Source organism: Phycisphaerae bacterium (assembly GCA_019636475.1).
Lineage (GTDB): Bacteria > Planctomycetota > Phycisphaerae > UBA1845 > UTPLA1 > JADJRI01.
Genome location: JAHBXN010000001.1, coordinates 431,307 through 452,637 on the forward strand (window position 1 = coordinate 431,307; position 21,331 = coordinate 452,637).

23 protein-coding genes are annotated in these 21,331 nt (G+C 60.7%); all 23 read right to left on the reverse strand.

Annotation, left to right across the window (positions count from 1 at the left end):
• Window positions 1-84: 84 nt before the first annotated feature.
• The 23 genes from flhB to KF841_01900 all read right to left on the reverse strand — a co-directional run bounded on the left by flhB (window position 85) and on the right by KF841_01900 (window position 21,320).
• A complete protein-coding gene (gene flhB, locus KF841_01790) occupies window positions 85-1,167 on the reverse strand; it encodes a flagellar biosynthesis protein FlhB (GenBank protein MBX3394077.1) in 1,083 nt (360 codons plus the stop codon).
• Window positions 1,157-1,966, reverse strand: coding sequence for a flagellar biosynthetic protein FliR (locus KF841_01795; protein ID MBX3394078.1), 810 nt, complete (start codon window positions 1,964-1,966; stop codon window positions 1,157-1,159). The genes flhB and KF841_01795 overlap by 11 nt, the downstream gene beginning before the upstream one ends.
• Window positions 1,967-2,006: 40 nt before the next feature.
• Entirely contained in the window at window positions 2,007-2,261 is a 255-nt protein-coding gene (fliQ, locus tag KF841_01800; GenBank protein MBX3394079.1) for a flagellar biosynthesis protein FliQ, read from the reverse strand.
• A gap of 51 nt (window positions 2,262-2,312) precedes the next feature.
• Entirely contained in the window at window positions 2,313-3,197 is an 885-nt protein-coding gene (gene fliP / locus KF841_01805) for a flagellar type III secretion system pore protein FliP (protein ID MBX3394080.1), read from the reverse strand.
• Between the two features lie 38 nt (window positions 3,198-3,235).
• The gene (locus tag KF841_01810) at window positions 3,236-3,964 is read right to left on the reverse strand and encodes a flagellar biosynthetic protein FliO (protein ID MBX3394081.1); all 729 of its coding nucleotides are present in this window, start codon (window positions 3,962-3,964) and stop codon (window positions 3,236-3,238) included.
• A gap of 13 nt (window positions 3,965-3,977) precedes the next feature.
• Window positions 3,978-4,388 (reverse strand): flagellar motor switch protein FliN, encoded by a 411-nt coding sequence (fliN, locus tag KF841_01815; protein ID MBX3394082.1) that lies wholly within the window; start codon window positions 4,386-4,388, stop codon window positions 3,978-3,980.
• 409 nt (window positions 4,389-4,797) lie between these two features.
• Window positions 4,798-5,349 carry a hypothetical protein gene (locus tag KF841_01820; GenBank protein ID MBX3394083.1) on the reverse strand — a complete coding sequence of 184 codons (552 nt, stop codon included), beginning with the start codon at window positions 5,347-5,349 and terminating at the stop codon, window positions 4,798-4,800.
• A gap of 258 nt (window positions 5,350-5,607) precedes the next feature.
• Window positions 5,608-5,799 (reverse strand): flagellar FlbD family protein, encoded by a 192-nt coding sequence (locus tag KF841_01825; protein MBX3394084.1) that lies wholly within the window; start codon window positions 5,797-5,799, stop codon window positions 5,608-5,610.
• 37 nt (window positions 5,800-5,836) lie between these two features.
• Window positions 5,837-7,546: a flagellar hook-basal body complex protein gene (locus KF841_01830; GenBank protein MBX3394085.1), complete on the reverse strand. Its 1,710-nt coding sequence runs from the start codon at window positions 7,544-7,546 to the stop codon at window positions 5,837-5,839.
• 125 nt (window positions 7,547-7,671) lie between these two features.
• A complete protein-coding gene (locus KF841_01835) occupies window positions 7,672-8,424 on the reverse strand; it encodes a hypothetical protein (protein ID MBX3394086.1) in 753 nt (250 codons plus the stop codon).
• Between the two features lie 48 nt (window positions 8,425-8,472).
• On the reverse strand, window positions 8,473-10,326 hold the full coding sequence (locus KF841_01840) for a flagellar hook-length control protein FliK (protein MBX3394087.1): 1,854 nt from the start codon (window positions 10,324-10,326) through the stop codon (window positions 8,473-8,475).
• 58 nt (window positions 10,327-10,384) lie between these two features.
• Window positions 10,385-11,053, reverse strand: coding sequence for a hypothetical protein (locus KF841_01845; protein ID MBX3394088.1), 669 nt, complete (start codon window positions 11,051-11,053; stop codon window positions 10,385-10,387).
• A gap of 74 nt (window positions 11,054-11,127) precedes the next feature.
• Entirely contained in the window at window positions 11,128-11,619 is a 492-nt protein-coding gene (locus KF841_01850) for a flagellar FliJ family protein (GenBank protein MBX3394089.1), read from the reverse strand.
• Between the two features lie 48 nt (window positions 11,620-11,667).
• Window positions 11,668-13,125 (reverse strand): FliI/YscN family ATPase, encoded by a 1,458-nt coding sequence (locus KF841_01855; GenBank protein ID MBX3394090.1) that lies wholly within the window; start codon window positions 13,123-13,125, stop codon window positions 11,668-11,670.
• Entirely contained in the window at window positions 13,122-13,868 is a 747-nt protein-coding gene (locus tag KF841_01860; GenBank protein ID MBX3394091.1) for a hypothetical protein, read from the reverse strand. Before KF841_01860 ends, KF841_01855 begins: the two co-directional genes overlap by 4 nt.
• Window positions 13,865-14,908: a flagellar motor switch protein FliG gene (gene fliG, locus KF841_01865; protein MBX3394092.1), complete on the reverse strand. Its 1,044-nt coding sequence runs from the start codon at window positions 14,906-14,908 to the stop codon at window positions 13,865-13,867. The genes KF841_01860 and fliG overlap by 4 nt, the downstream gene beginning before the upstream one ends.
• A gap of 78 nt (window positions 14,909-14,986) precedes the next feature.
• Window positions 14,987-16,660 (reverse strand): hypothetical protein, encoded by a 1,674-nt coding sequence (locus KF841_01870; protein MBX3394093.1) that lies wholly within the window; start codon window positions 16,658-16,660, stop codon window positions 14,987-14,989.
• A 146-nt stretch (window positions 16,661-16,806) separates the two neighbouring features.
• Entirely contained in the window at window positions 16,807-17,133 is a 327-nt protein-coding gene (fliE, locus tag KF841_01875) for a flagellar hook-basal body complex protein FliE (GenBank protein MBX3394094.1), read from the reverse strand.
• Between the two features lie 104 nt (window positions 17,134-17,237).
• Entirely contained in the window at window positions 17,238-17,639 is a 402-nt protein-coding gene (gene flgC, locus KF841_01880; GenBank protein MBX3394095.1) for a flagellar basal body rod protein FlgC, read from the reverse strand.
• 41 nt (window positions 17,640-17,680) lie between these two features.
• Window positions 17,681-18,115 (reverse strand): flagellar basal body rod protein FlgB, encoded by a 435-nt coding sequence (gene flgB, locus KF841_01885; protein ID MBX3394096.1) that lies wholly within the window; start codon window positions 18,113-18,115, stop codon window positions 17,681-17,683.
• A gap of 189 nt (window positions 18,116-18,304) precedes the next feature.
• Complete coding sequence (locus tag KF841_01890; GenBank protein MBX3394097.1) at window positions 18,305-19,786, reverse strand: sigma-54-dependent Fis family transcriptional regulator; 1,482 nt, start codon at window positions 19,784-19,786, stop codon at window positions 18,305-18,307.
• Window positions 19,787-19,926: 140 nt separating this feature from the next.
• Window positions 19,927-20,838, reverse strand: a complete 912-nt coding sequence (locus KF841_01895) for a hypothetical protein (protein ID MBX3394098.1) — start codon at window positions 20,836-20,838, stop codon at window positions 19,927-19,929.
• Window positions 20,838-21,320, reverse strand: coding sequence for a hypothetical protein (locus KF841_01900; GenBank protein MBX3394099.1), 483 nt, complete (start codon window positions 21,318-21,320; stop codon window positions 20,838-20,840). Before KF841_01900 ends, KF841_01895 begins: the two co-directional genes overlap by 1 nt.
• Window positions 21,321-21,331 lie beyond the last annotated feature (11 nt).

The following is a 21,331-nucleotide window of genomic DNA, read 5'->3' on the forward strand; positions in this document are numbered from 1 at the left end:
TAGCGCCGTCGCCATTCTCCGTCATTCGCTCCTTGATCCGGATTCCGGAATCTCATGCAGGCGGTCCCGTTCACCGGGGAATACCTATGCCGCGCTGCGGGTCTTCAGTTTCTTTCCGGAAAGCTTATAGACATACGCCAGAATCTCTGCGATCGCCTTATAGAACTGCTCAGGCACTTCCTGGCCCACTTCCACCGTCTTGTAAAGCGCCTGCGCCAGTGGCTTTCGCTCGACGATCGGTATGCCGTGCAAAGCTGCCATCTCGCGAATTTTCTTTGCAAGATAATCGGCCCCCTTCGCAACCACGCGCGGAGCGGTCATTGTCTCCGCGTCGTACTTGATCGCGATCGCCAGTTCAGTCGGATTCGTCACCACCACGTCCGCGGTGGGCACCGACTTGCGTATCCGCTGCAGGGCGGCCGCCAACTGCATCTTCCGCCGCCGCTGCTTGATGATCGGGTCGCCATCCATCCGGCGAAGCTCCTCCTTCACTTCCTGCTTCGTCATCCGTAGATCGCGTTCAAACTTGAAACGCTGCCATGCAAAATCAAAGAGCGCGACCAGCAGCAGCACGAGCGCCAGGCGAATCCCAACGTCGTAAAGCACGTCAGACAGGAGCGCCACCTGCGGCCAACCCTCCAGTTCCAGTGCCAGAAGCAGGTCTCCCATCCGCCCCTTGATTGCCGTGTAGGCGACGAACGCGACGAGCAGCAGCTTGATGAGATTCATCCCCAATTGCACCAGCGTGCGCACATTGAACAATCGCCCCAGTCCATTCAGCGGATTCAATCGCTCCAGTTGCGGAACCAGCGGCCGCGTCGTGAACACGGCTCCGACTTGCAGGAGATTCGACAACAGCGAAACAACGACCAGTGTCACCAGCACCGGACCGCCGGCCGAAAGCATGAGGACCGCCGTCGTCGCGACCAGTCGCGGAATGTCGAGTGAGACCGCGGCGCTCGCATCAATCTCCGCGAGATTCTCACGCATGACCTGCATCAGCGAACCAAACAGGTTTCCGCCGAACATGCGCAAGCCGAGCATTGCCCCCAGGAGCAGCACGGCCGAGCTGAGATCAGTGCTCTTCGCGACCTGCCCTTTTTCCCGCGCTTCCTGCCGCCTGCGCGGCGTCGGAGCTTCAGTCCTCTCACCGGCACTATCCGCCACGCTTGATCACCTCCGACATCTGCTCAAAAAGAGCGGAAATCTGATCGAAGCCGAGCTGCATCGCATGAGTCAGTACGTCCTCCGATGCCGATATCGTCATCGAAACCATGAGCAGAGCGACGAGAATCTTGATCGCGAATCCCACGGACAGCACATTGATCTGCGGCATCGTCCGTGTAAGAAATCCCATCACAAGCGAAGTCAGCATCAGCGCCACGATCGCCGGCCCCGCAATCCGAAGCCCCAGTTGAAAGGTGCTCTGAAGCATGGCCATCGCAAACTCCCCGGCGGAATTGTCGATATGCGCCATCATCGGCGGAATGGTCAAAATGCTGTCAAGCAACGCCGTCACCACCAGCACATGGCCGCGCAACGCGAGAAAAAGCATGGCCGCCGTGAAAAACCAGAGTTGATCCAGCACCATCGACTCTTCGTCGAAAAATGGATTGATCGTCGTGCCGATGGACAATCCGGCCTGATGACTGACCAGTTTGCCCGCGACCTCCGCCGCAACGAACACCAGCCCGGTCCCCAGTCCGATGACTTCCCCGATGATGAATTCCCCGACCATGCCGACAACCGATTGCCCCAGCGTCAGCCCCACCGGCAGATGCGGTGCAGCCAGCGGAAACACCATCAACGACAACGTCACCGTGAGCCATACCTTGGCTTCGCGCGGAATCTGAACGCTCGACAGCATCGGCACCCCGATAACCACACCGGACACCCGCGCCAGCACCAGGGCGAACGCCGGCAGCAGATTCTGGAATGTCAGCAGTTCAAATGGCATGAGTTCCATGTATCGACACGATGTCCGAATTCTCGGCGGCATACCCGCCTTACAACTCTCCCCATAACGTGTGCGTGTACTCCACCAGCCGCCATGTAATCCACGGCAGAAACAACGCAGTCGCCACGCCCATCGCCACAATCTTCGGAACAAAAGTCAGCGTCTGTTCCTGTAGTTGCGTTACAGCCTGAACGATGCTGATGATTAACCCGACAACCATGCCGATCGCCATGATCGGGCCGGCCAGAATCAGGGCGATCATTAGCGCTTCCCGGCACATATCGACGGCGGTTCCGGCATTCATCTTCGATATCCAGTCCTTCGAACCGCGACGCTCATCAATCCGCGGCCGTCGTCAATGAAAGCTGTTGAGCAGAGATCCCACGACCATGCCCCAGCCATCCGCCAGCACGAACAACATCAACTTGAACGGAAGCGAAATCAGTACCGGCGGCAGCATCATCATGCCCATGCTGATCAGAACCGAAGCGATCACCATGTCGATCACAAGAAACGGCAGATAGATTCGAAAGCCCATCGTAAACGCGGTTTTCAATTCGCTTAGCACGAACGCCGGCACAAGCTCCGCCATCCGAACCTCGTCATCGGCCAGCACTTTGCCCGCTGGAATCGACTCACCGCGGGCATACTCGACAAACAGGTACACCTGCTCCTCGTTGCCCGCGTGCTTGATCTGACGCAGCATGAATTCCCGCAAGGGTGCAACGCCGCGTTCGAACGCGGTCTCCTGATTCATCGTTCCGTCAAGATACGGATCAAACGCATCCGCCTTCATTCGCTGCCACGTCGGAGCCATCACCAGCATCGTCATGATGATCGACAATCCGGTCAGCACCTGTCCCGGCGGCAACTGCTGAGTGCCGATCGCCTGTCGCAGCAAAGCGAGCACCACCATGATACGGGTGAAGCTCGTCATCATGATCAGAATCGACGGAGCCAGAGACAGCACCGTCAGCAGAACAAGAATCTTGATCGAGGCGCTGACGCCCTTCGCATCGGTCGCCGTCGGAAAGAACTGGCTCACATCCGGAATTCCGAGCGGATTGGGCGAACCAGATGCAGCCTCGGCGTCCGACTCGTCGACGATTGCACTCGATACGCCGTTGGCAGAGAGTTGTGCGCGGACCGGTACGGGCGCACTCAGGAGCACGACGCCCGATGCGAAAGCCACCGAGAGGATAAATCGCGATCGCCGCAGTGGACGACGCAGGCACGACATCGCGCAACTCCTTTGCGCCCCATGTGTGAATCGGGCCGCTACCGCGACGCCGAGTGCTGCGCCGGCTCCGCCGACGCCGTGATTCCGTTTGACAGACTGCGAACGCGCTCGAGCAGTTGTTTCACTTTCGCCCGCGACCGTGCCAGTTCACCGGACCGAACGATGGAATCGGCCTCCATCGTTGCCGATTCGGTGCCATCTCCGAAACCCGTCGCTTCGGCCCCCGAAACGGAGTTCGCATCCTCATCCGAAGCCCGCGTGAAGATCGCCGAGAATGATTGAGGGTTGCCGCTCTCCGCAGCCGCGATGATCGCGGACGACTCCTGCAAATCGACCACTTCGCTCAACGCCGTGAAGCGTTCCGGCGTCACGCCCACAAGAACGACGCGCCGCCCAAACCGCACGACGCAGAAACTCTGCTTCGCGGAAAGCGATTGCCTCGCGATGATTCGCAGTACACCCGAACCCGTGTTACGCAGCGACTGCGGCATCCAGCGCTTCGCCACCCACGCAAGACCGCCGACGACAACCAACACAACGCACAGCGGCCCGAAGTAGCTGATCAGGCCGGCACCGCCGCTCAATCCGCCCTGAGAGCCGTAAGCGCGCTCGCTATTCCGCTCAATCACCCCCGGCGCACGCTCGCCGGACACGGGCGGCGCGTCGGCCCTCGCCGGCAGGCAGACAGCTGCAAGGATTGCGAAGGCAATCAGGAAGCGTCGGATGTCAAATTCATGGCACAAGGTTATCCGTCCGAACCGGCCCATCTTGCCCGCTCCGTCATGAGGCCGCTTCAAGGGCTTCGCCGGCGCCCGGCAGGATCTCGCTGATTCGAACACAGAAATTGTCATTCAGCACGAGTACCTCGCCCCGAGCGACCAGTCGATCGTTCACAAGCACGTCAACCGGATCGCCCGCGAGCTTGTCCAGCTCGACGACAGCGCCCTCACCGAGCTTCAGCACGTCCTCGATATACATGTCTGCCCGGCCCAGTTCGATCTTCACGTCGAGGCGAACATCGCCGATCAGCGAAATGCCTTTCTCGTCGGTTTCGCTCAAGCCGCCGCCAAAGTCCGGAAGATCGAGTGCCATTGCGCCGGCGGTCACCGCCGCCGATCCCGCACCGGATGAAGACGACGACGCATTCATCCGGGCTGCGGCACGCTCCTCCGCGATCGCCGCTTCCATCATGGCCGCCGCTTCGTCGAACGGCCGACCAGAGGAATCCAGCTTGACCGTTCCATCCGGGTTCGTACCGACGGCCATCGGCGATGGGGAGGAAGATGCGCCGGAACCGTCATCCTCCTGCGACGCGGCCAGTGCCGCATCAATCTCACTCTGGGAAAACATCGGTATCGAATCGGAGGTCGAACCCCCTTCGTCCGATCCCGAAGAAGAGGCCGGACTCGTCGACGCATCGCCGCCGGCCGCTGCCAGCGCCGCGTCGATATCCGCCTGGGACAAGCCATCTACGTTGTCAGGATTCTCAGCGGCCATCGTCGTCACCATCCATGGTCAGTGGCCCGGCCGCGCTCCACGCGGCCCTCATCTGCCGGTCTGGAATCAGCACGGCGGTCCCCGTTCTTGCCGACGATCGCTGCTAATAGCCCAGCGGCATCGGCGTGAACTCCGGAATCAGCACCTCTTCAATAATTTTGTCGTCCGCCAGCAGATTGCTCAGCTCAATTCGAATCTTACGTTTCAGCGTCTCAAGGCCCGGCTCCGTCAGGTGCTTGCCCTCGGCGCTGCGAATAATGCGACTGATCGCGTCGGTAACCGTGGCTTTGCGGTTCTTCAGAAAATCCTCCGAGATCATGCCCTCTTTGTCTCTCGGAACTTTGATATCGATGCCCACCGCATACAGCATCGGCCGCACGCCATTCGCGTTCTGGACGCGAACCTTGGCGACTTCAATTTCCTTGCTGTCGCCAAAAGGCTGTGTCGTCACCTGGAGTTGCGGCATGCCGACGGTCGGATCAGGCTGCGAGCCGAAAAACTTCATCGCTGCAAAGATCCCGATACCCTCCAATACCATCAGGCCGCCCACCAGCCCCAGAGTCGCTACCGGCAACTTCTTCTTGCCGGTGGCAGTGGCTTCGGCCGCCGCCTGCTCAGCGGTCGGTTTATCTGTCGCCTTCGCGGCATCGGCCATGGTCAGGGCACCCCTTGCGAAACCGGCAGACTCCTCCGGTCATCGCGTATCCATACTTATCGGTCGATTCCGGCGCATACTTCACCGGATCAACTGCGAATCTTGCGCAACCTGGGCCTCTAAACGCGGAATCGGCCGGTACCTTCGCGCAAAATTTGCCGGACCGGACCGCGGAACATTGCTGAAAATGCGAAAACCCACGGCGCATCGGCCGCGGGCTTCGCTCAAATGGTTCCATGAAACACAACAAAATGAGGATCAAGCGGCGAAGACTCGGACGCTCCTTCCGTACTCAATCGCGCGCCGAACCACCTCCTGAAGCGACTCTTTCACGATGATCCGTTCCCCCGTGATCAGGGTAATCATTGTGTCCGGAGTCGACTCCAGGTACTTGATCAACTCCGCATTCAAGACGATGGCCTGACCACCAAGCTTCGTAACCGCGATCATTTCAAGACTCCAGCACCGATCCTGAACGGCCTCGAGGTTACCGTCGAGCCACCAGCAGCAGTTCCTGCAAGAGGGTATCCGATGTCGAAATGACCCGGCTCGCGGCCGAAAAGGCCGTCGAAGACGTGATTAGATTGATGAACTCCCGCGAAAGGTCAACGTTGCTCAACTCAAGCGTGCCTGCGGAAATCTTGCCGGCTCCAAGCGTGAGTGGCGGGGTGATTCTTGCATCGCCGCTGTTCGGCCCGACGAAATAAACGTTGTTGGATCGCGCCAGCAGACCCTCCTGGTTCGCGAACGTGCCGACGGCGATCTGACCCAGCGTCTGATTCAGGCCGTTGCTGAAAGTGCCGGTGATAACGCCGTCCTCGCCGATGCTGTAATCGATCAGCGTTCCGGTCGAAAAACCGTTCTGAAAGCTCATCACGATCGTGGACTGGCCGGTGACGGACAGGCCGCTCATTCGTGAGAAATCGATCTGAATTGCGAGCGGGTCGTTCGCGCCCGTGCCGACGCGATTAATAAGGAATCCGGGCTGAGGCGCCGCGATGTACTGACCGTTGCCGTCGAAAGTGATCGTCCCCGTTCCCACGACGAAGTCCACGTCAGAATCGTCGGCTGAAGAGGCATAGTATCGCCAGGTTGCGCTGCCCGTGTCGCGCGCTTCGAGCACCATCGTCAGATCGACCGTCAACGGCGCCCCCAGACTGTCATACACGACAAATGTCGTATGCGAACTCTCACCATTGGCCGCCTGAGTTTCCGTGAATGTGAACGGCACCTGCGTACCGCCGTTGCTGATCAGATCCCCGGCCTGGATCGACAGCGCATTCTGGGTTCCGGCATTGCCGCGAATCTCCAATCTGCCATCGGCCGTCACGCCGGTTCCCGGATTGCCCGCCACGCCCACGCTTGTGTCAATACCGATCACCTCATCGGTCCATGCGAGGAAGTCCGCAATGGTGGTGCCGGTTGTCCCCACAATGAACTGAGCGGAAGGGACATCACGTCCTCCGCGCGAAACACCATCAATCGTGATGACGTCCCCGTTCGCAAAAAGCGCGCCGCCCGGACCGGGAGACGTGCGAATGTTGGTCAACGCGGTTCCTGGGCCAGTCACGTTGTTCAACTGCACGCCGGTCGTGGCGTTGTACAGAATCTGTGACTGAAGAATCGATCCCTGCGTCGCAACAATCTTGGTCGCGCTGGAATTGAGCACGCCGTCCATCTGAATTTCGTTTGTCGCCTTTGCCGTGGTCAACACACCGATCGGGATACTCACGTCGACCACCGATCCCGGAATCAGCTCAAAGTTCGAGTTCACTGCATAGCCTTGAACAAAGAACCCATCCGCCGACAGCAACCGGTTGTCCGCACTCAGGCTGAACGCACCGTCACGGGTGAATACCCGTTCGTTCTCCGGCGTTCGCAGAACGAAGAAGCCGTCACCTTCGATTGCCAGATCGCTCGGCACTCCCGTCGTCTCAACGGAGCCCGGCGTGAACGATCGCTGAATCGCACCAATTGCCGCACCCAGTCCGATCTGAACCGGATTGGTCCCGCCCTGCAGCGCGCTCGGTTTCGTGCCGGCCGCAAGCGTTCGCGAAAACTGCGATTGGAACAGTGTCCGCGAGCCTTTGAAGCCCGTCGTATTTATGTTGGCGATGTTGTCGCCGATGATGTCGAGTCGGAACTGACTCGCATTCATCCCCGAAAGGCCGGTGTAAAGAGATGATGTCAGACCCATACTTGCTTCACTCCAGTTTCTGTGGCGAGAGTTTTCTGACTCGATCAACGACTCGGCGAATAATCAAACTGTTTTCGACAAACCCGGACGCGGCGCATACCGCTGAGCGGACAATCCCGTCTCGTTTATACGGCGACGCGCACGCCCAGGCCCTGCGAGAATAGTGAATCCAGCAGCCCGGCGACCGTGTCCATCTGCTGGGGCCCGTTGACATGCCTTGCGTCCGCAGCAGTGTGCATGCCGGCCTTAATACGCGCGGCATCGTCATTCGCCGCATCTGAATCGTCGGGATTTCCGTCGTTGTCGATGGGTGTCCCAGCATCATCGCTGCCGCCGGCGCCGTCATCCGGCACAACAATCTTCACCTTTTCCACCGTGTCCGCGACGATTGACGTACCATTGTGCAACTTCAGGACGGCCCTGCCCGCCGACGTGTAATCCACGCCGATGACGATCCCTTCGACCTTCGTCGGCTTTCCGTCACTGCCGATCACCGGATCGCCGGAATCGCCGACGCCCGGTCCTTGCACATACAGGCCGATCAAGCTCGCCGGATCGTTGAACTTCTGGGAGGTCAGCCCCTGCAGAATCTTGGTCTGCTGCTGAAGCGCCTTCATTTGTGCCTCGAGCGTGTCACCCAGCCGGGTCGATTGCTCGATCTGCCGAATGTTCGACATCTGCGAAAGCAGTTGCTGGTTGTCCTGCGGTTTGAGCGGATCCTGCTGCTGGAGCTGCGCGATCATCATCGCAAAGAAATCCTCGGTCTTCATGTCGCCGAAACCGACCGTCGTCGGCTTTGACGAACCGCCCGCGACCGCGACATTTGATGTGGATCCGATTTCCATGTTCGCACCCTTCTGCTTCAACAGCGAATTCACATGCCTCGGCATCGGCACATTGCCGCCATCGGCATCATGCCGCACGCTCTAAGCCACAAGATCAACCGATCCATCTCGAATCGGGCGCCGATTCACTCCTCGCACGACGCCGACGTTCGATGACATCGGTCCGGCCGATTCGTCAGCCTGCCACCCGGCATCCCACGCCGAATTGTGATCCCCTTCGCCCTCACGTGAGCGGAAAAACGCACCGCCACGGCCATCCTGAGCGCCGTCCCACGTCTCGCTCTCGCGACCGGATCGCTGCCAGTCGCCGGACGACCTTTGCTGCGACTCGCCATGATTTCGTGCGTCACCGGTCTCTGGAGCGCGAGTCACGACTTCCGACCGCTCTATTCGAATGCCGTGCGCCGACAAGGCGTCGCGAAGCTCGCTCAGTCGTGATTCGACCAACCGCGAAACCGACGCATCTTCGGTCTGAACCTGAAGCGTCATGGCCTGCTGGTCCATTCGCAGTCGCACGGTCACCTGCCCAAGCTCGGGCGGATCAAGCCGCATCGTTGCCTGATAGCGTCCGGCGCCGCCCGAAGTGCTCAGCGTGCGCGACAAAGCCTCAATAGGATCGCTCTGCACATCGCTCGTACTCAACAATTCAGCGACGCGATGTCCGGCGCCCGACGGGCCGGAGCTTCTCACGGCATCCATGCCGACGTTCGCCGGAATCGCGGCCTCGCGATCCGCAATCACCCCGGCAGCCGAGGTATGCGTGCCCACAGAGCCGGGTGTCGTCACCGTTTCACTGGTCGCATGGTCGCGTCCGATCTCGCCGCCACCTTCAAGCAACAGCTTCGCCACCGAAGCAGCCGCGCCATCGCCACGACCGGACAGCACGCGAATGCCGTGTCGAATCTCCGTCGCCGAAGCGGTCACTTTCGCTGTATTTGCTCCGCTGGTGCGTGTCATGGGCGTCGATATCCCGTTGCCGAGCTTCGATTCATTTCCGGACTCCGCATCGGAATCCTGCACACTCGACCCCTCACGACGACCGTCAATCCATCGGCGAACTTTTTCTTCGAACACACTTTCAGCGCCGCGCGCCCTATCGGACGGCCGCTCCTGCGCATCCAGGTGCAAAACTCGGCGCTTGTCGCCAGCCGCCTCACGCGATCTCAGGCCTTCCTCGCCTTCGACCACTGGAGCGTCCGCGCGTCCACGCTGCGTAGCAGCCGGACTACGCGCGGTCTCGGCTGCCGCGCGGTCAGCTTCATCCGTCACCACACGTTGTGAATCCGCTGATTTGCCGCTGATTCGGATGCGATCGGCGGGACTTGATTCCGGACTCGGTGAAGCGGTCTGTACCTCCGCCTCAGCCGGCTCGACCGGGCTTACGCCCTGAGCTGCCCCCCCCTCCGCGGCCCCGCGCGACGAGACCCGCTCATCCAATTTCACGCCAATCGATGTTCGTATTGAATCTTCGGTAGCCACTCGGCCATTGATCGGCCCGGCTCTTTCGGAATCGCCCTCTGTTTTCGTCTCACCCTCCGCTTCGCCGGGCGAGGCGGATGACACGTTTCGCACGATTTCTGACGAAGTGCCATCGAAGGGCGTCGAATCGTCGGATCTGGAATTCTGGATGACGAGTTGCGAACCCGCGGCCTGCGGATCGGCTGCAACCACTGTGTCAGGTACAATGCTGGAGACTTCAACCGAAACCGGGCTATCCGATTCAGTCGACTCCGATCCAATCGGTCGATTGTCTTTCAATGAATCGCGTGACTTGTTCGAGCGCCCGGACGATCGCACATTATCAGCGCCCGACGGCGTGCCCGTTCGATAGGTCTGCTCGCGGCGCGATGCCGCATCAGCCAATGCGGATTTGAAATCGCCGGATCCACCGGCGCGACCGGACTTTGCAACGGCGGGTGCCGGTCCCGGGGCCACCCGAAAAACTCCGATCGGCAGAGAACGCGGTCCCATTCGACAGACGCTTTCGCATCAATCAGCCGTCGTCGAGGGACTCCGCCTTCGCCGTGCTGGCGTTTTGAAACTTATCCAGAATGCGTCCGATCCACTGACGCTCTTCTTCCGTTTTGCACTCCTTGACAATCCGGTTCAGCTTTCGCTGATCCATTGTCCGGAGAATGCGTGCCGCCTCGGCTTCGTCCTTTGCCATCAGCAGCGATTTCGCTGAATTCGGCGGAATGCCCGAGAGCGTCTCAAGCTCCTTCTGAACCCCGCTGTCACCGGCCTGTTGCGCCAGCGCCTCACGCTCCGCGGCAAATCGTCGCTTCTCCTCCTCCAGCGCTTCTTTCTCCCGCAGCAATGCCAGCTGCCGGGCCTCCCACAAGCGGAATCCATCCTGAATCTCGCGCTCGCGACGGGCGAATTCGATTCGCTTGCGCTCGTCGGCTTCGCGGCCTTCGCGAATCAAATCACCCGTCTGCTGAATCGTCCGGGGAGTGGATTCTGCATTGACCGGACGCGCGGAAGCCCCCGCGCTTTCGGACCTTTGTATGTTTTCTGCCGATTCCCCGCGCAGAATCGACACGGCTTCAAGCACGCGAGACCGTTCAAGCCAGCCCTTTTGCCATGCCAAAGCGGCCCCGCCAGCCAGCATGGCCAGATTGAGGATCGAGAAGACCGAGATTGCCACAAAAACCTTCTTCATACAGCACCCATCTCACGCCCGGGCACCGGCCCGCTCTGCGGATCTAACGACGTGCAGTTGACGCGCTCGCATCGTCACGTCTGTCGCCCCACGTCACCGACCAGCCGCTCGTTGCGATCTTCCGTGCCGACTCTTCCGTGGCGCAGCACGCTGATCTCATCCAGTTCCAGTTGCTCGCGCCGATTCATCTCCATCTCGTATGCCGCCTGCCGTCGCTCTTTCAGGCGAACGAGCACCTTCACCGCTCGAGCCGCTTCCGCCAGCCGCACACGCTCCTCCGCCAACGCCGCTCGCTGTCGCACGATCGTCGCGTCGGCCTCCAGTACGCCGCGCTGCAGCCGAAGCATCCAATGCCGACCGAACTTCAATTCATCCACATTGACCGTTTCGGCCGACAGTGCCCGCCGCGTCTCCTCTGACTGCTGGCGAATTCGGTCAAGAATGGCCTGCCGGTGCGATTCCGTCTCCGCGATTTCCTGCAATCGCGCTGCGACAATTCGCTTCCGCTCGTCTTCGAGCTGACGGCGAATCCGAAGCAATGTTTCATATCGAAACTTGAAACGCATCCGACGGCCTCGTCACCCGATCCAGACGCCCGCGCCTCCGCGATACCCTCAGGAACCACGACGAGCCGCGGGTTTCCCATTCGAGTTCGCTCGATTGGCGTTCGCGACGCGTGTCGCCGCGCCGCCCGCCTTCGCTTGTCCGACCACGCCGCGCCCGGGTCCGCCCGGCTCGCTGGTGACCTTCGCCGGAGATTCATCCATCCTCGCGGATAATTCCAGGAGGTCCGCTGCAGCAGCGGCGGAGTCCACGCCCTGCGAAACATCCTGCCTCATGAATTCCTCGAGTGCGGGGCGCATCCGGATCACCATGTCGAACTCAGGGTTCGTCCCGGCCGCATAGGCGCCGATGTTCACGAGGTCCTCAATCTCGTCCCACACCGCCATCATCCGCTTCACGCGCTGCGCCGCGCGGACGTGCTCCGCATTGACGACGTCCGTCATGACCCGGCTGATGCTGTCCAGCACGCTGACCGCCGGATAAAGCCCCCGATTTGCCAACTTCCGACTTAGCACGATGTGACCGTCCAGAATGCCGCGCGCCGCGTCCGAAACCGGATCATTCAAATCGTCCCCTTCGACAAGTACCGTGTAGAGACCCGTGATCGACCCCTGCTCCGTGCGGCCGCTGCGCTCCAGCAGGCGCGGCATCGCTGCAAACACGCTGGGCGGATATCCCTTCGTCGCCGGAGGCTCGCCCGCCGCCAGACCGATCTGCCTCGCGGCCATCGCCATGCGTGTGATCGAATCCACCAGCAGGAGAACATTGGCGCCCTGATCCCGAAAATACTCCGCGACAGCCGTCGCCGCGAACGTCGCGCGCAATCGCATCGGGGGAGATTCATCCGAAGTGGCCACAACGACCACCGAGCGCCGCATGCCTTCGGTCCCAAGGTCTTTTGCTATGAAATCCTGCAACTCGCGGCCGCGCTCGCCGACGAGCGCAATCACGCAAACATCCGCCGACGTGTATCGTGCCATCATGCCCAGGAGCACACTCTTGCCGACGCCCGTTCCCGCGAACACACCGACACGCTGCCCCAGTCCGATGGTCGTCAGCGCATTGATCGAACGAATGCCCACTGACAGCGGTGCATCAATCCGAGGGCGCCCCATCGCCTCCGGAGCGGGCCGGTGAAGGGGATAATACGAATCAACCGACAGTGGCCCGCCGCCATCCATCGGAACGCCCATCGCATTCACCACGCGCCCCAGGAGAGACGGTCCGACCGGAACTTTCTGCGAGCTGGTGACATGCCGTACGCGCTGGCCACTCGCCAGACCTTCGATCTCGGACAGCGGCATGAGGAGCGTCGTTTCTTTTTGAAAACCGATCACCTCGGCTCGAATGACGCGGTCCGGCCCCGTGATGATCTCGCACATCGAGCCGACCGGTGCGGGAATGCCTTTTGCCTGAATCGTCAGGCCCGCCGCCGATGCAACACGGCCCTCGATGGCGAGCGTCGAGACGCGGCGCGCCGTTTCAATCTGTTCGGCGAGTACGCTCATGGCGAAATGCCCAGCGAGTTCATTCGATCGCGCCAGTGATCGACCAGTTCATCCGCGATGCGCTCAATCCGGTCTTGAATGGATGCGTCGATGCGCGTGTCCGATGTGCCGACGCGCACGCTCCCGCGGTCAATCCGCTCATCCTCGACGACGCGCAAATGGGTTAACGATTTCAGCGTTTGCGAAAGCTCCGTCGCCAGCTCCCGGACCGCTGCAAGATCCGCCGGATGTGTCACGATTGTGACGTCCGTCGCTTCACGCACCAGTTGCAGCGCCTCCCGGGCTGCATCGGCCGCGATTTCCGGAGCAAGCTCCTCCATTAGGGCGAAGCGTCGTGCAATTCTGGACGCGATCGCAACTGCCAGTATGACGACATCCCGCCGAGCCGCGGAGTAAAACTGCTCGCGTCGATGCTCAAATTCTGTCAAAGCCGTGCTCAGGGCGGACAGGAGTCCCGACTGGTCCGCCGCGAACTTGCGGGCCGCGGACTCGATCGCGCTCTTCTCACCGGCCAGCCGGCCTTCGGCCAGACCACACGCATAACCTTCGGCGCGGGACGCCTGATGGATCGAAGCTCGCTCCGCATTCGCCTGCTCGTGGGCAGCCGCGACGATTGCGCTCGCCTGATCACGCGCCGCCGCGAGCATTTCGTCGGCTTTCGCGGCGATGTCGCGCAGATCAAGACTTCGCGCAGTGTTCATGACGGCACGCGAATCACCCGCCTTGATCACGCGTCCGCTCATACGATCATGTCCGAATCACCACCGCGGCCCGCGATGATGATCTCGCCGGACTCCTCAAGCCGCCGGACAACATCGACAATTTTCTGCTGGGCCGACTCCACGTCGTGCAGCCGAACCGGCCCCATGAATTCCATCTCTTCCTTGATGTTTTGAGCCGCTCGCTCCGACATGTTGGAGAATATCTTCTGTTTAAGATCCTCTGTGGCGGTGCGAAGCGCCAGCACCAGGTCGGCTGTCTCAATTTCCTTGAGGAATGCCTGTACGCCGCGGTCGTTGATCAGCAGAATGTCCTCGAAGACGAACATCAGGCGGCGGATGCGTTCGACCAGCTCCGGATCGTTCGTTTCGAGCGATTCGAGGATCGATTTCTCCGTCGAGCGATCGCACAGATTCAGAATCTCAGCGACGGACTCCACACCCCCCACGCGCTGAAGGCCGTCGCCCATCAGGCCGGCCAGCCGTTGTTCCAGGCTGTTTTCCACTTCCTTGATCACTTCGGGGCTTGTCTGTTCCATGTGCGAGATGCGACTGACAACCTCCACCTTCTTTTCATCGGAGAGGCCCCCGAGAATTTCACTCGCCTTCTGGGGCGGCAGGTGTGCGAGAATCAGCGCGATCGTCTGCGGGTGCTCATCAACAATAAACGTCAGCAGACTCTCCGTTTCCGCCTTTTGAAGGAAGTTGAAGGGCTTGGAGTAGAACTGCCTTTCAATCTGCTCGATGATCTTCTCGGCCGAATCCGGCGGCAGGCTCTGGGCCAGCAGCGCCTTCGCATAGCTCAACCCGCCCGTTTCCATGAATGATTGCGCCAGCGCCAGCCCGTGAAACTCCTCGACCACCTTCTGCCGCTCTTCCGGCGTCACCAGCTTCAGATGTGCGATCTCGCGGGTGACATTTTCCACCACATTGGGATCCAGCTTCGCCAGGATGCGCGCCGCCGTGTTGCGCTCCAGGCTGACAAGCAGTATGGCCGTCTTCCGCGCGCCGCTCATTTTGGCTTCGCCGTCGGATTTCTGACTGCTTTTCGTGCTCGCCGCCATTGTTCCCTCTTCCGCCGACCGACTGCCTCGGAACGGGCATCCCGTTCACGCAATCGAGAATCTGATCGCTTTCGCCGGCTACTTATCTTCCGCCAGCCATGTCTGCAAGATGCCAGCCGCTGATTCCGCGTCCTCCGCCACCAGATCCGAAATTTGCTGCACAATCTGCTGTGTGCGAACCAAACCGGCGTCCACCTCATGCCCGATCATTGCGCTCTGCATGCCTTCAGCCTGGCCCACCGTCACCGGACCGCCGCCCAGCGGCACTTCCTCGACGCCGCCGACTCCCATCGCCCCGCCCGCGCCGGCCGCCTTGGCCGCCATCACCGACGCCTGTGCCTTCGACGCGATCCGCATGACGAAGTACAGACTCACCAGAACCAGGACACCCAGCCCGATCTGAGGGCCGAAGTCGCGAAGCATCAAGACATAATCCGTCGATCCCGCCAGCGCGACCTGTCCGCCAACCGGCGCCGGCGGCAGACTGTAATACCAGTCCACCACCACGCGCTTGAACTCACCCGAGTCCGCGTTGTCCACGAGCAGCAGCGTCCGCGCCTGATCCTCAATCCGCTTCAATTCGATGTCCGCGGTTTTTTGAAGCTCGGAAAACTCCACCGGCTTGTCGTCATCAAGACCCTTCTGGCGTCGATACACCCCCTCAAGCCAGGTATGCGGCACGTTGATCGACGCGCTCAGCGTATCCAGGAATCCGGCCGGTTTGTTCGTTCGCGTGACCCGTGTGTTGACGTTTTCGCTGTATTCAATCGTGGATTTGGTGCGCGTGGTCGTGTTGCCCGGACTGCTGTCATTGATCGATCGATTCTGGTTCGCCAGGACCCCCGGCGCCGCCGACGACGATCCGCTCGACGACTCCTCCGAATCCTCCATCTCGCGGATGGGCTCCGGCTTGCCGAGCACTTTGTCATCCGTCACTTCGTCAACGTCGCGCAGCTTCACACGCACATGGGCCACCAGTCCCGACACATAGGCAAACTGGTTGTAGATCATCTTCGTGTAATGATCTTCCTCCATCCGCTGCTTTTCCAGTAGATCGCTCGCGATGCCCTTGCGCGGATCGCGCGCACGGTAGATCTGCGTGCCGTCCGTGATGTTCACATCCGTCGGAGACAAGCCCTCCACCGCGCCCGCCACGAGATTGGCGACCGCGTCGATGCGCTTCTGATCCAGCACATCGCCTTCTTCGAGTGTCACATTCACGCTCGCGCTCGCGGCCGACTTCGCACGCGAACCCAGCGGACGTTTTTCCGGAACCTGAATCAGAACGTTGGCATCCCTGACACCCTGGAATTTGCGAAGCACCCCGGCAAGCTCCGCCTCAAGACCACGACTCTGACGCCATCGCGCTTCCTGATTGCTGATGAAAACATTCGAGCCTTTGATGATCGCCTCGTAGCCAAGGCTCGTATCACGAGGGAGCGCCCCGCGCTGAGCCAGAACCGCCATATAACGCTGGCGGTCCGCATCGTCGCCACGAATCAGGATTCGATCGCCTTCCACGCGCGTTGCCGCGCCCGCGACGGCCAGTTCGCTTTGCACTCGCTGGATCTGAGTCGACGTGAACGGCTGATCGAGCAGCGGCCGCCATTCCGGCCGGCCGGCCCAATTCATCAGTTGAACCATGCCTGCGAGCAGCACAACCAGCAGCAGGCCGATCGCAATGCGTCCGGACACGGAGAGCGTCCGCAACTGATCAAAGATATATCGAAGTTGTGCCCTGAGCGCGTCCATCGTACTCCATCACGATAGATTGCAACGCCAATCGATGTGTCCGCGACGGCCTCCATGCCGACGCCATTCTGTCAAGTCAATGCCATGCGTTCAAGCGCCGTCCGAAGCCATCAACCGACGGTTCCGAGAATCGGCGAACAACGATCCTAAACGCGCATCTGTTTCACTTCGCCGTAGGCATCCATCAACTTATTACGGATTTCCATCAACAAATCAAATGCGATGCCCGCCTTTCGGCTGGCGGTGAACACCTCTGCCACATTGTCTGTCTCGCCGGTCAGCAGTTTTTGAACGCCGGCGTCGGCATCCTGTTGGAGCCGGCTCACCTTCTCAAGACTCTCCATGAGAAAGGACTTGAAGTCCTTGCCCTCAACCGGCGCGCTGGACCCTGCCGGACTTGTCGACGTTGTGTCCGGAAACGATACGCCGCGAAGCGCCTCAATCGCACCCAATCCCATCAACGGATCGCTCATCAGATTCACCCAGCAACACTGCAACGACGCCGCAGATCCTCCTGATCCCGACGCCCGCAAGATTCAATCCTGTCCAACAAATCCCGACAGCGTTCACATTCCCATCACGCCAGTATCCGCAATGAACCCGCGATGATCGACTTGGTCGCTTCCATCGCCGTCACATTCGCTTCATACGCTCTGGCCGCAACCATCGCGTTAATCATCTCCGTCGCCGGATCGACGTTCGGGTAATAGACAATCCCATTCTCATCGGCATCTGGATGCCCCGGATCCTTCACCGGCCGCGGGAGCGTCCGACGATCCTCCACCACGCCCGTCACGCGCACACCCGGACCGCCCGAATCGCTGCCGGCCGCCAGAAGCGCCACGCGCCGCAGAAAAGGCCCCGGAACGCCGTCCAGCCGCCGGGTCGTCTGCGAATTTGCGACATTACCCGCGATCGTGTCCAGCTGCGCCCGCTGCGCAACCAACCCTGACGTGCTGATATCGAGCGATCCAAACATTTGCGACCTGCAACGTCATTCAAGATCAGCGTCCGGACGCCTTACACCACGCGACCGCTGATCGCCTTCTTCAATCCGTCAAAGTAGACCCTTGTCAACTCCGTCGCCGCCTGATGCATCATCGCGTTCTCGGCCAGATTCGCCATCTCTCGCTCAATCCGCGCATTCGTGCCGTCATGAAACAGCAGATTCTCCGCCGGCTCCTGCGTCGGATTCACCCTCAAACGGCCGCCCGAATCCGTCGAGATCTGCTCTCCCGACCGGACATCGACCCGTCCGCCCGCGGCCGCTCGCTTGTCAAACGCCTCGCGCAATGCGGACTGAAAGCCATGCACATCGAGTTGCTTCGCGCGATATCCCGGCGTCGTGACATTCGCGATATTCTCCGCCAACATCCTGTTGCGAGCCTCGGTAAAGGCAAGCACCTTTTCAAGCATCGGAATCGCGCCGGCATTTGAAACATCATCCATGAACATGATGCACCTTCCTGCATTTTGCGACACAAGTCTGCGCGATCTTCGCGCATCACGCCCCACGAAAGGGACGCGACAGCGCAATTCCTGCGCCAACCCGCCAAGCCGGATTCCCACGATTCGCAATCCGTGGACTTCCGACCCGATTCCCGACGCGAACGAGACTGTCCGGGTTCGGCGATTGTCCCGCCGTCAACCGGCCAGTCGCTGGTTCGAAGCACCCGCCGCCATGCCCGGTTGAACGCCGACCGCCGGACTCGACGCCGCGATCGTCGCCGTGTTCGCGGCGTTCGCAGCCGCAGCGCTTGCCGCGGCCGCCGCCGCATCCTCGCGCCACTTCTTCAACTTCATCCCAAGCGTCCGAACACCAATGCCCAGCATTTTCGCCGTCTTCTCACGATGACCACTGAACTTCACCAGCGTCTGTTCAATCAGCGCTCGCTCCATGTCTTCCATCAGGAAGCCCGGACGACCCTGTCGAGTCAGCGTTTCCGCCTTGACCTCGGGGGTCGCCAGCCACGGCTCAATCAGCGGCGCGTCGATCTGATGTTCCTGACACAGCACCGCCGCGCGTTCGCAGATATTCTGCAACTCGCGAACATTGCCCGGCCAATGATAATTCTGCAGCATCGAGATCACGCGGCCGGTCACCTGCCGCGGTTCACCGCCTTCGCGCCGGGCAATCTGGCGCATGAAGTGCTCAACAAGTTCCGGTACGTCTTCCCGCCGATCCTTGAGCGGCGGAATCACGATCGGCAACACGCTGATGCGGAAGAACAGATCCTCCCGGAATCGCCGGCGTGCCACCCACTCCGACAGATCGCGATTGGTCGTCGCGATCACGCGGACATCCGCCTTGCGCGTCACGTTGCTTCCCAGCCGCTCGTACTCGCGCTCCTGCAGTACGCGAAGCAGCTTCGCCTGAACCGGCAACGACACTTCGCTGATTTCATCCAGCACAAGCGTGCCGCCCTGCGCCAGTTCGAACCGGCCTTTTCTGGCCTTCTCGGCGCCTGGAAAAGCGCCCTGCTCGTGCCCGAACAACTCACTTTCCAGCATCGCGCTCGAAAGTGACGCGCAATTGACACAAAGCAGCGGTCCGTTCGCCCGCGGCGACGTCTCATGAATCGCTCGCGCGACGAGTTCCTTGCCCGTTCCGCTCTCACCTTGCAGCAGCACCGTCGCCTGGCTCTTGGCGACCCGTTCAATCTGCAACCGGACGTTGCGCATCGCCCGGCTCGATCCCATCAATTTCCATTCGCCGGAGATATCACGAATCGTCTCGCGGAGCGCCTCGTTTTCTCCCTGGAGGCGTCCCATCATGGCCGCCCGCTGCACAACCAGTTCGATCTGGTCGCCGTCAAATGGCTTCTGAATGTAGTCGAACGCGCCGAGCTTCATCGCCTCGACAGCGGTCGGAACGCTTGCATAGGCGGTCATGAGAACAAACGGCGTCTCCATGCCCCGCGCCCGCCAGGAGCGAAGCAGCTCGATCCCGTCAATGCCCGGCATCCGAAGATCGCAGATGATCACCTCTGTCTCGGTCGGATTGACTTCGGTCAGCGCCTGATGCGGATCGGAGAATGACCGAACCTCGTGCCCCCTGCTTCGTAGAATGTCCGTCAACGAGTCTCGCATGACGTCCTTGTCATCGATAATGCAAACGCGCGGCATAATGTCGATTCCTCCAATCAGTGGTGCGAGACCCTACGGTCCGCTGGTTCAGTTTCGAATTGACGACCGTTCCCTTTATCAATCTTGCTCACGGCATCCATTCCGAGAGCCCTTTGAAACAACCTTATTCGCCGGATTCATCAGTCCGGCAGCGTTACGGCAAATTTTGCGCCCCCCTCGGCGACATTCATTGCTCGAATCGTGCCGCCATGCGCCTCAACGATTCGATGCACGATCGCCAATCCCAGTCCTGTTCCCTCGGACTTCGTCGTGAAGAATGGGTTGAAAATGCGATCGAGCATGGCGGGCGGTATGCCCGGCCCGCCATCGACAATCTCAAGACAGGTTCCGCTCGCATCCGCGCCATCCGCCTCTGTCCGCGAAGCACTCAGGCGAACCCACCCGCCGGAGCCCGACGCCTGAAGGCCGTTCAGCATCAGATTCAGGAGCACCTGGCGCATCTTTCCGGCATCACATCTGACCGCGACGTTCCGGGCGGATTCCTCGATATGCACCTTTGCTCCAAGCTGGTCGGCCCACGGAGCAAGGCTATCCTCGACCGCTTCCAGGATGTCGCCCACCCGGCACAGTGTCTTCTCAACGTGATCTTCCTGGGCGAAATCCAGAATGTCAGATACCAGCCGATCCAGAGTGCGCACCCCGCTTGAGATGCGTGTCGCCGCCTGCCTCGCCCGTTCCTGTCCCGCAAGCTCTCTTTCCAGCATCGATGAATACAGCGCAATGCCGCCCAATGGATTGCGAATCTCGTGCGCCAGACCTGCGGCCATCTCACCCAGTGCCGCCAATCGGTCACGACGACGCAGTTCCTCGTTCTTTCGCCGGAGTTCCTCGCGAAGCCGAGAGACTTCGTCATTCAGTCGCTCGTGCGCCACCTTCAGCCGTTCGGTCACGTCGCTGTAGGCCTTCAGGATCGCACCAAGCTCGCGCTCCCGTTCGGGTAGCACATGGGAGGCGTCCGCCAACGATCCGCCGGGCGCGCTCGAGGACGACGAGTCTGATCGGAGCATCGGTTCCGTGGTTGCGGACAGCATCAGGCCCTTGCCTCCGTCGCACTCGCCATGCCGGTCGACGCGGCCGCGGCATACGCCGCACTCGCGCGACCGACCGCATGATAACTCTCCAGCTCCGCGGCCATCCCCTGCTTTCGTGCAGTCAACGTGGCACTATCGCGGCTGTCGCTGCTGATCAGCGCGCCGAAGGACTGGTTCGCCTCTTCCAGCATGGCGGCCACCTCGCGGCGACTCTCCTCCGACAGGCCGGAGTAGATTTCAGACCATTGGGCCCGAAACGGCGCAAGCTTTCCGCTCAGGCCGACCAGACCGTCCACCAGCCGCTGCCGCTCCACAAGCAGATCAACCAACGACGACACATCGTCCTGCGTGACCAGGGCGCGCTGCCGGTCGGCCAATTGCCGCAATCGCCTGAACAGCACCTGCTGATGACGCAACAGTTCCACCAATCGCCCTTCGTTCAACTCTTCCATGTCCGCATCATCCAATCGACTTTGAAGCATGAAGCCCACTA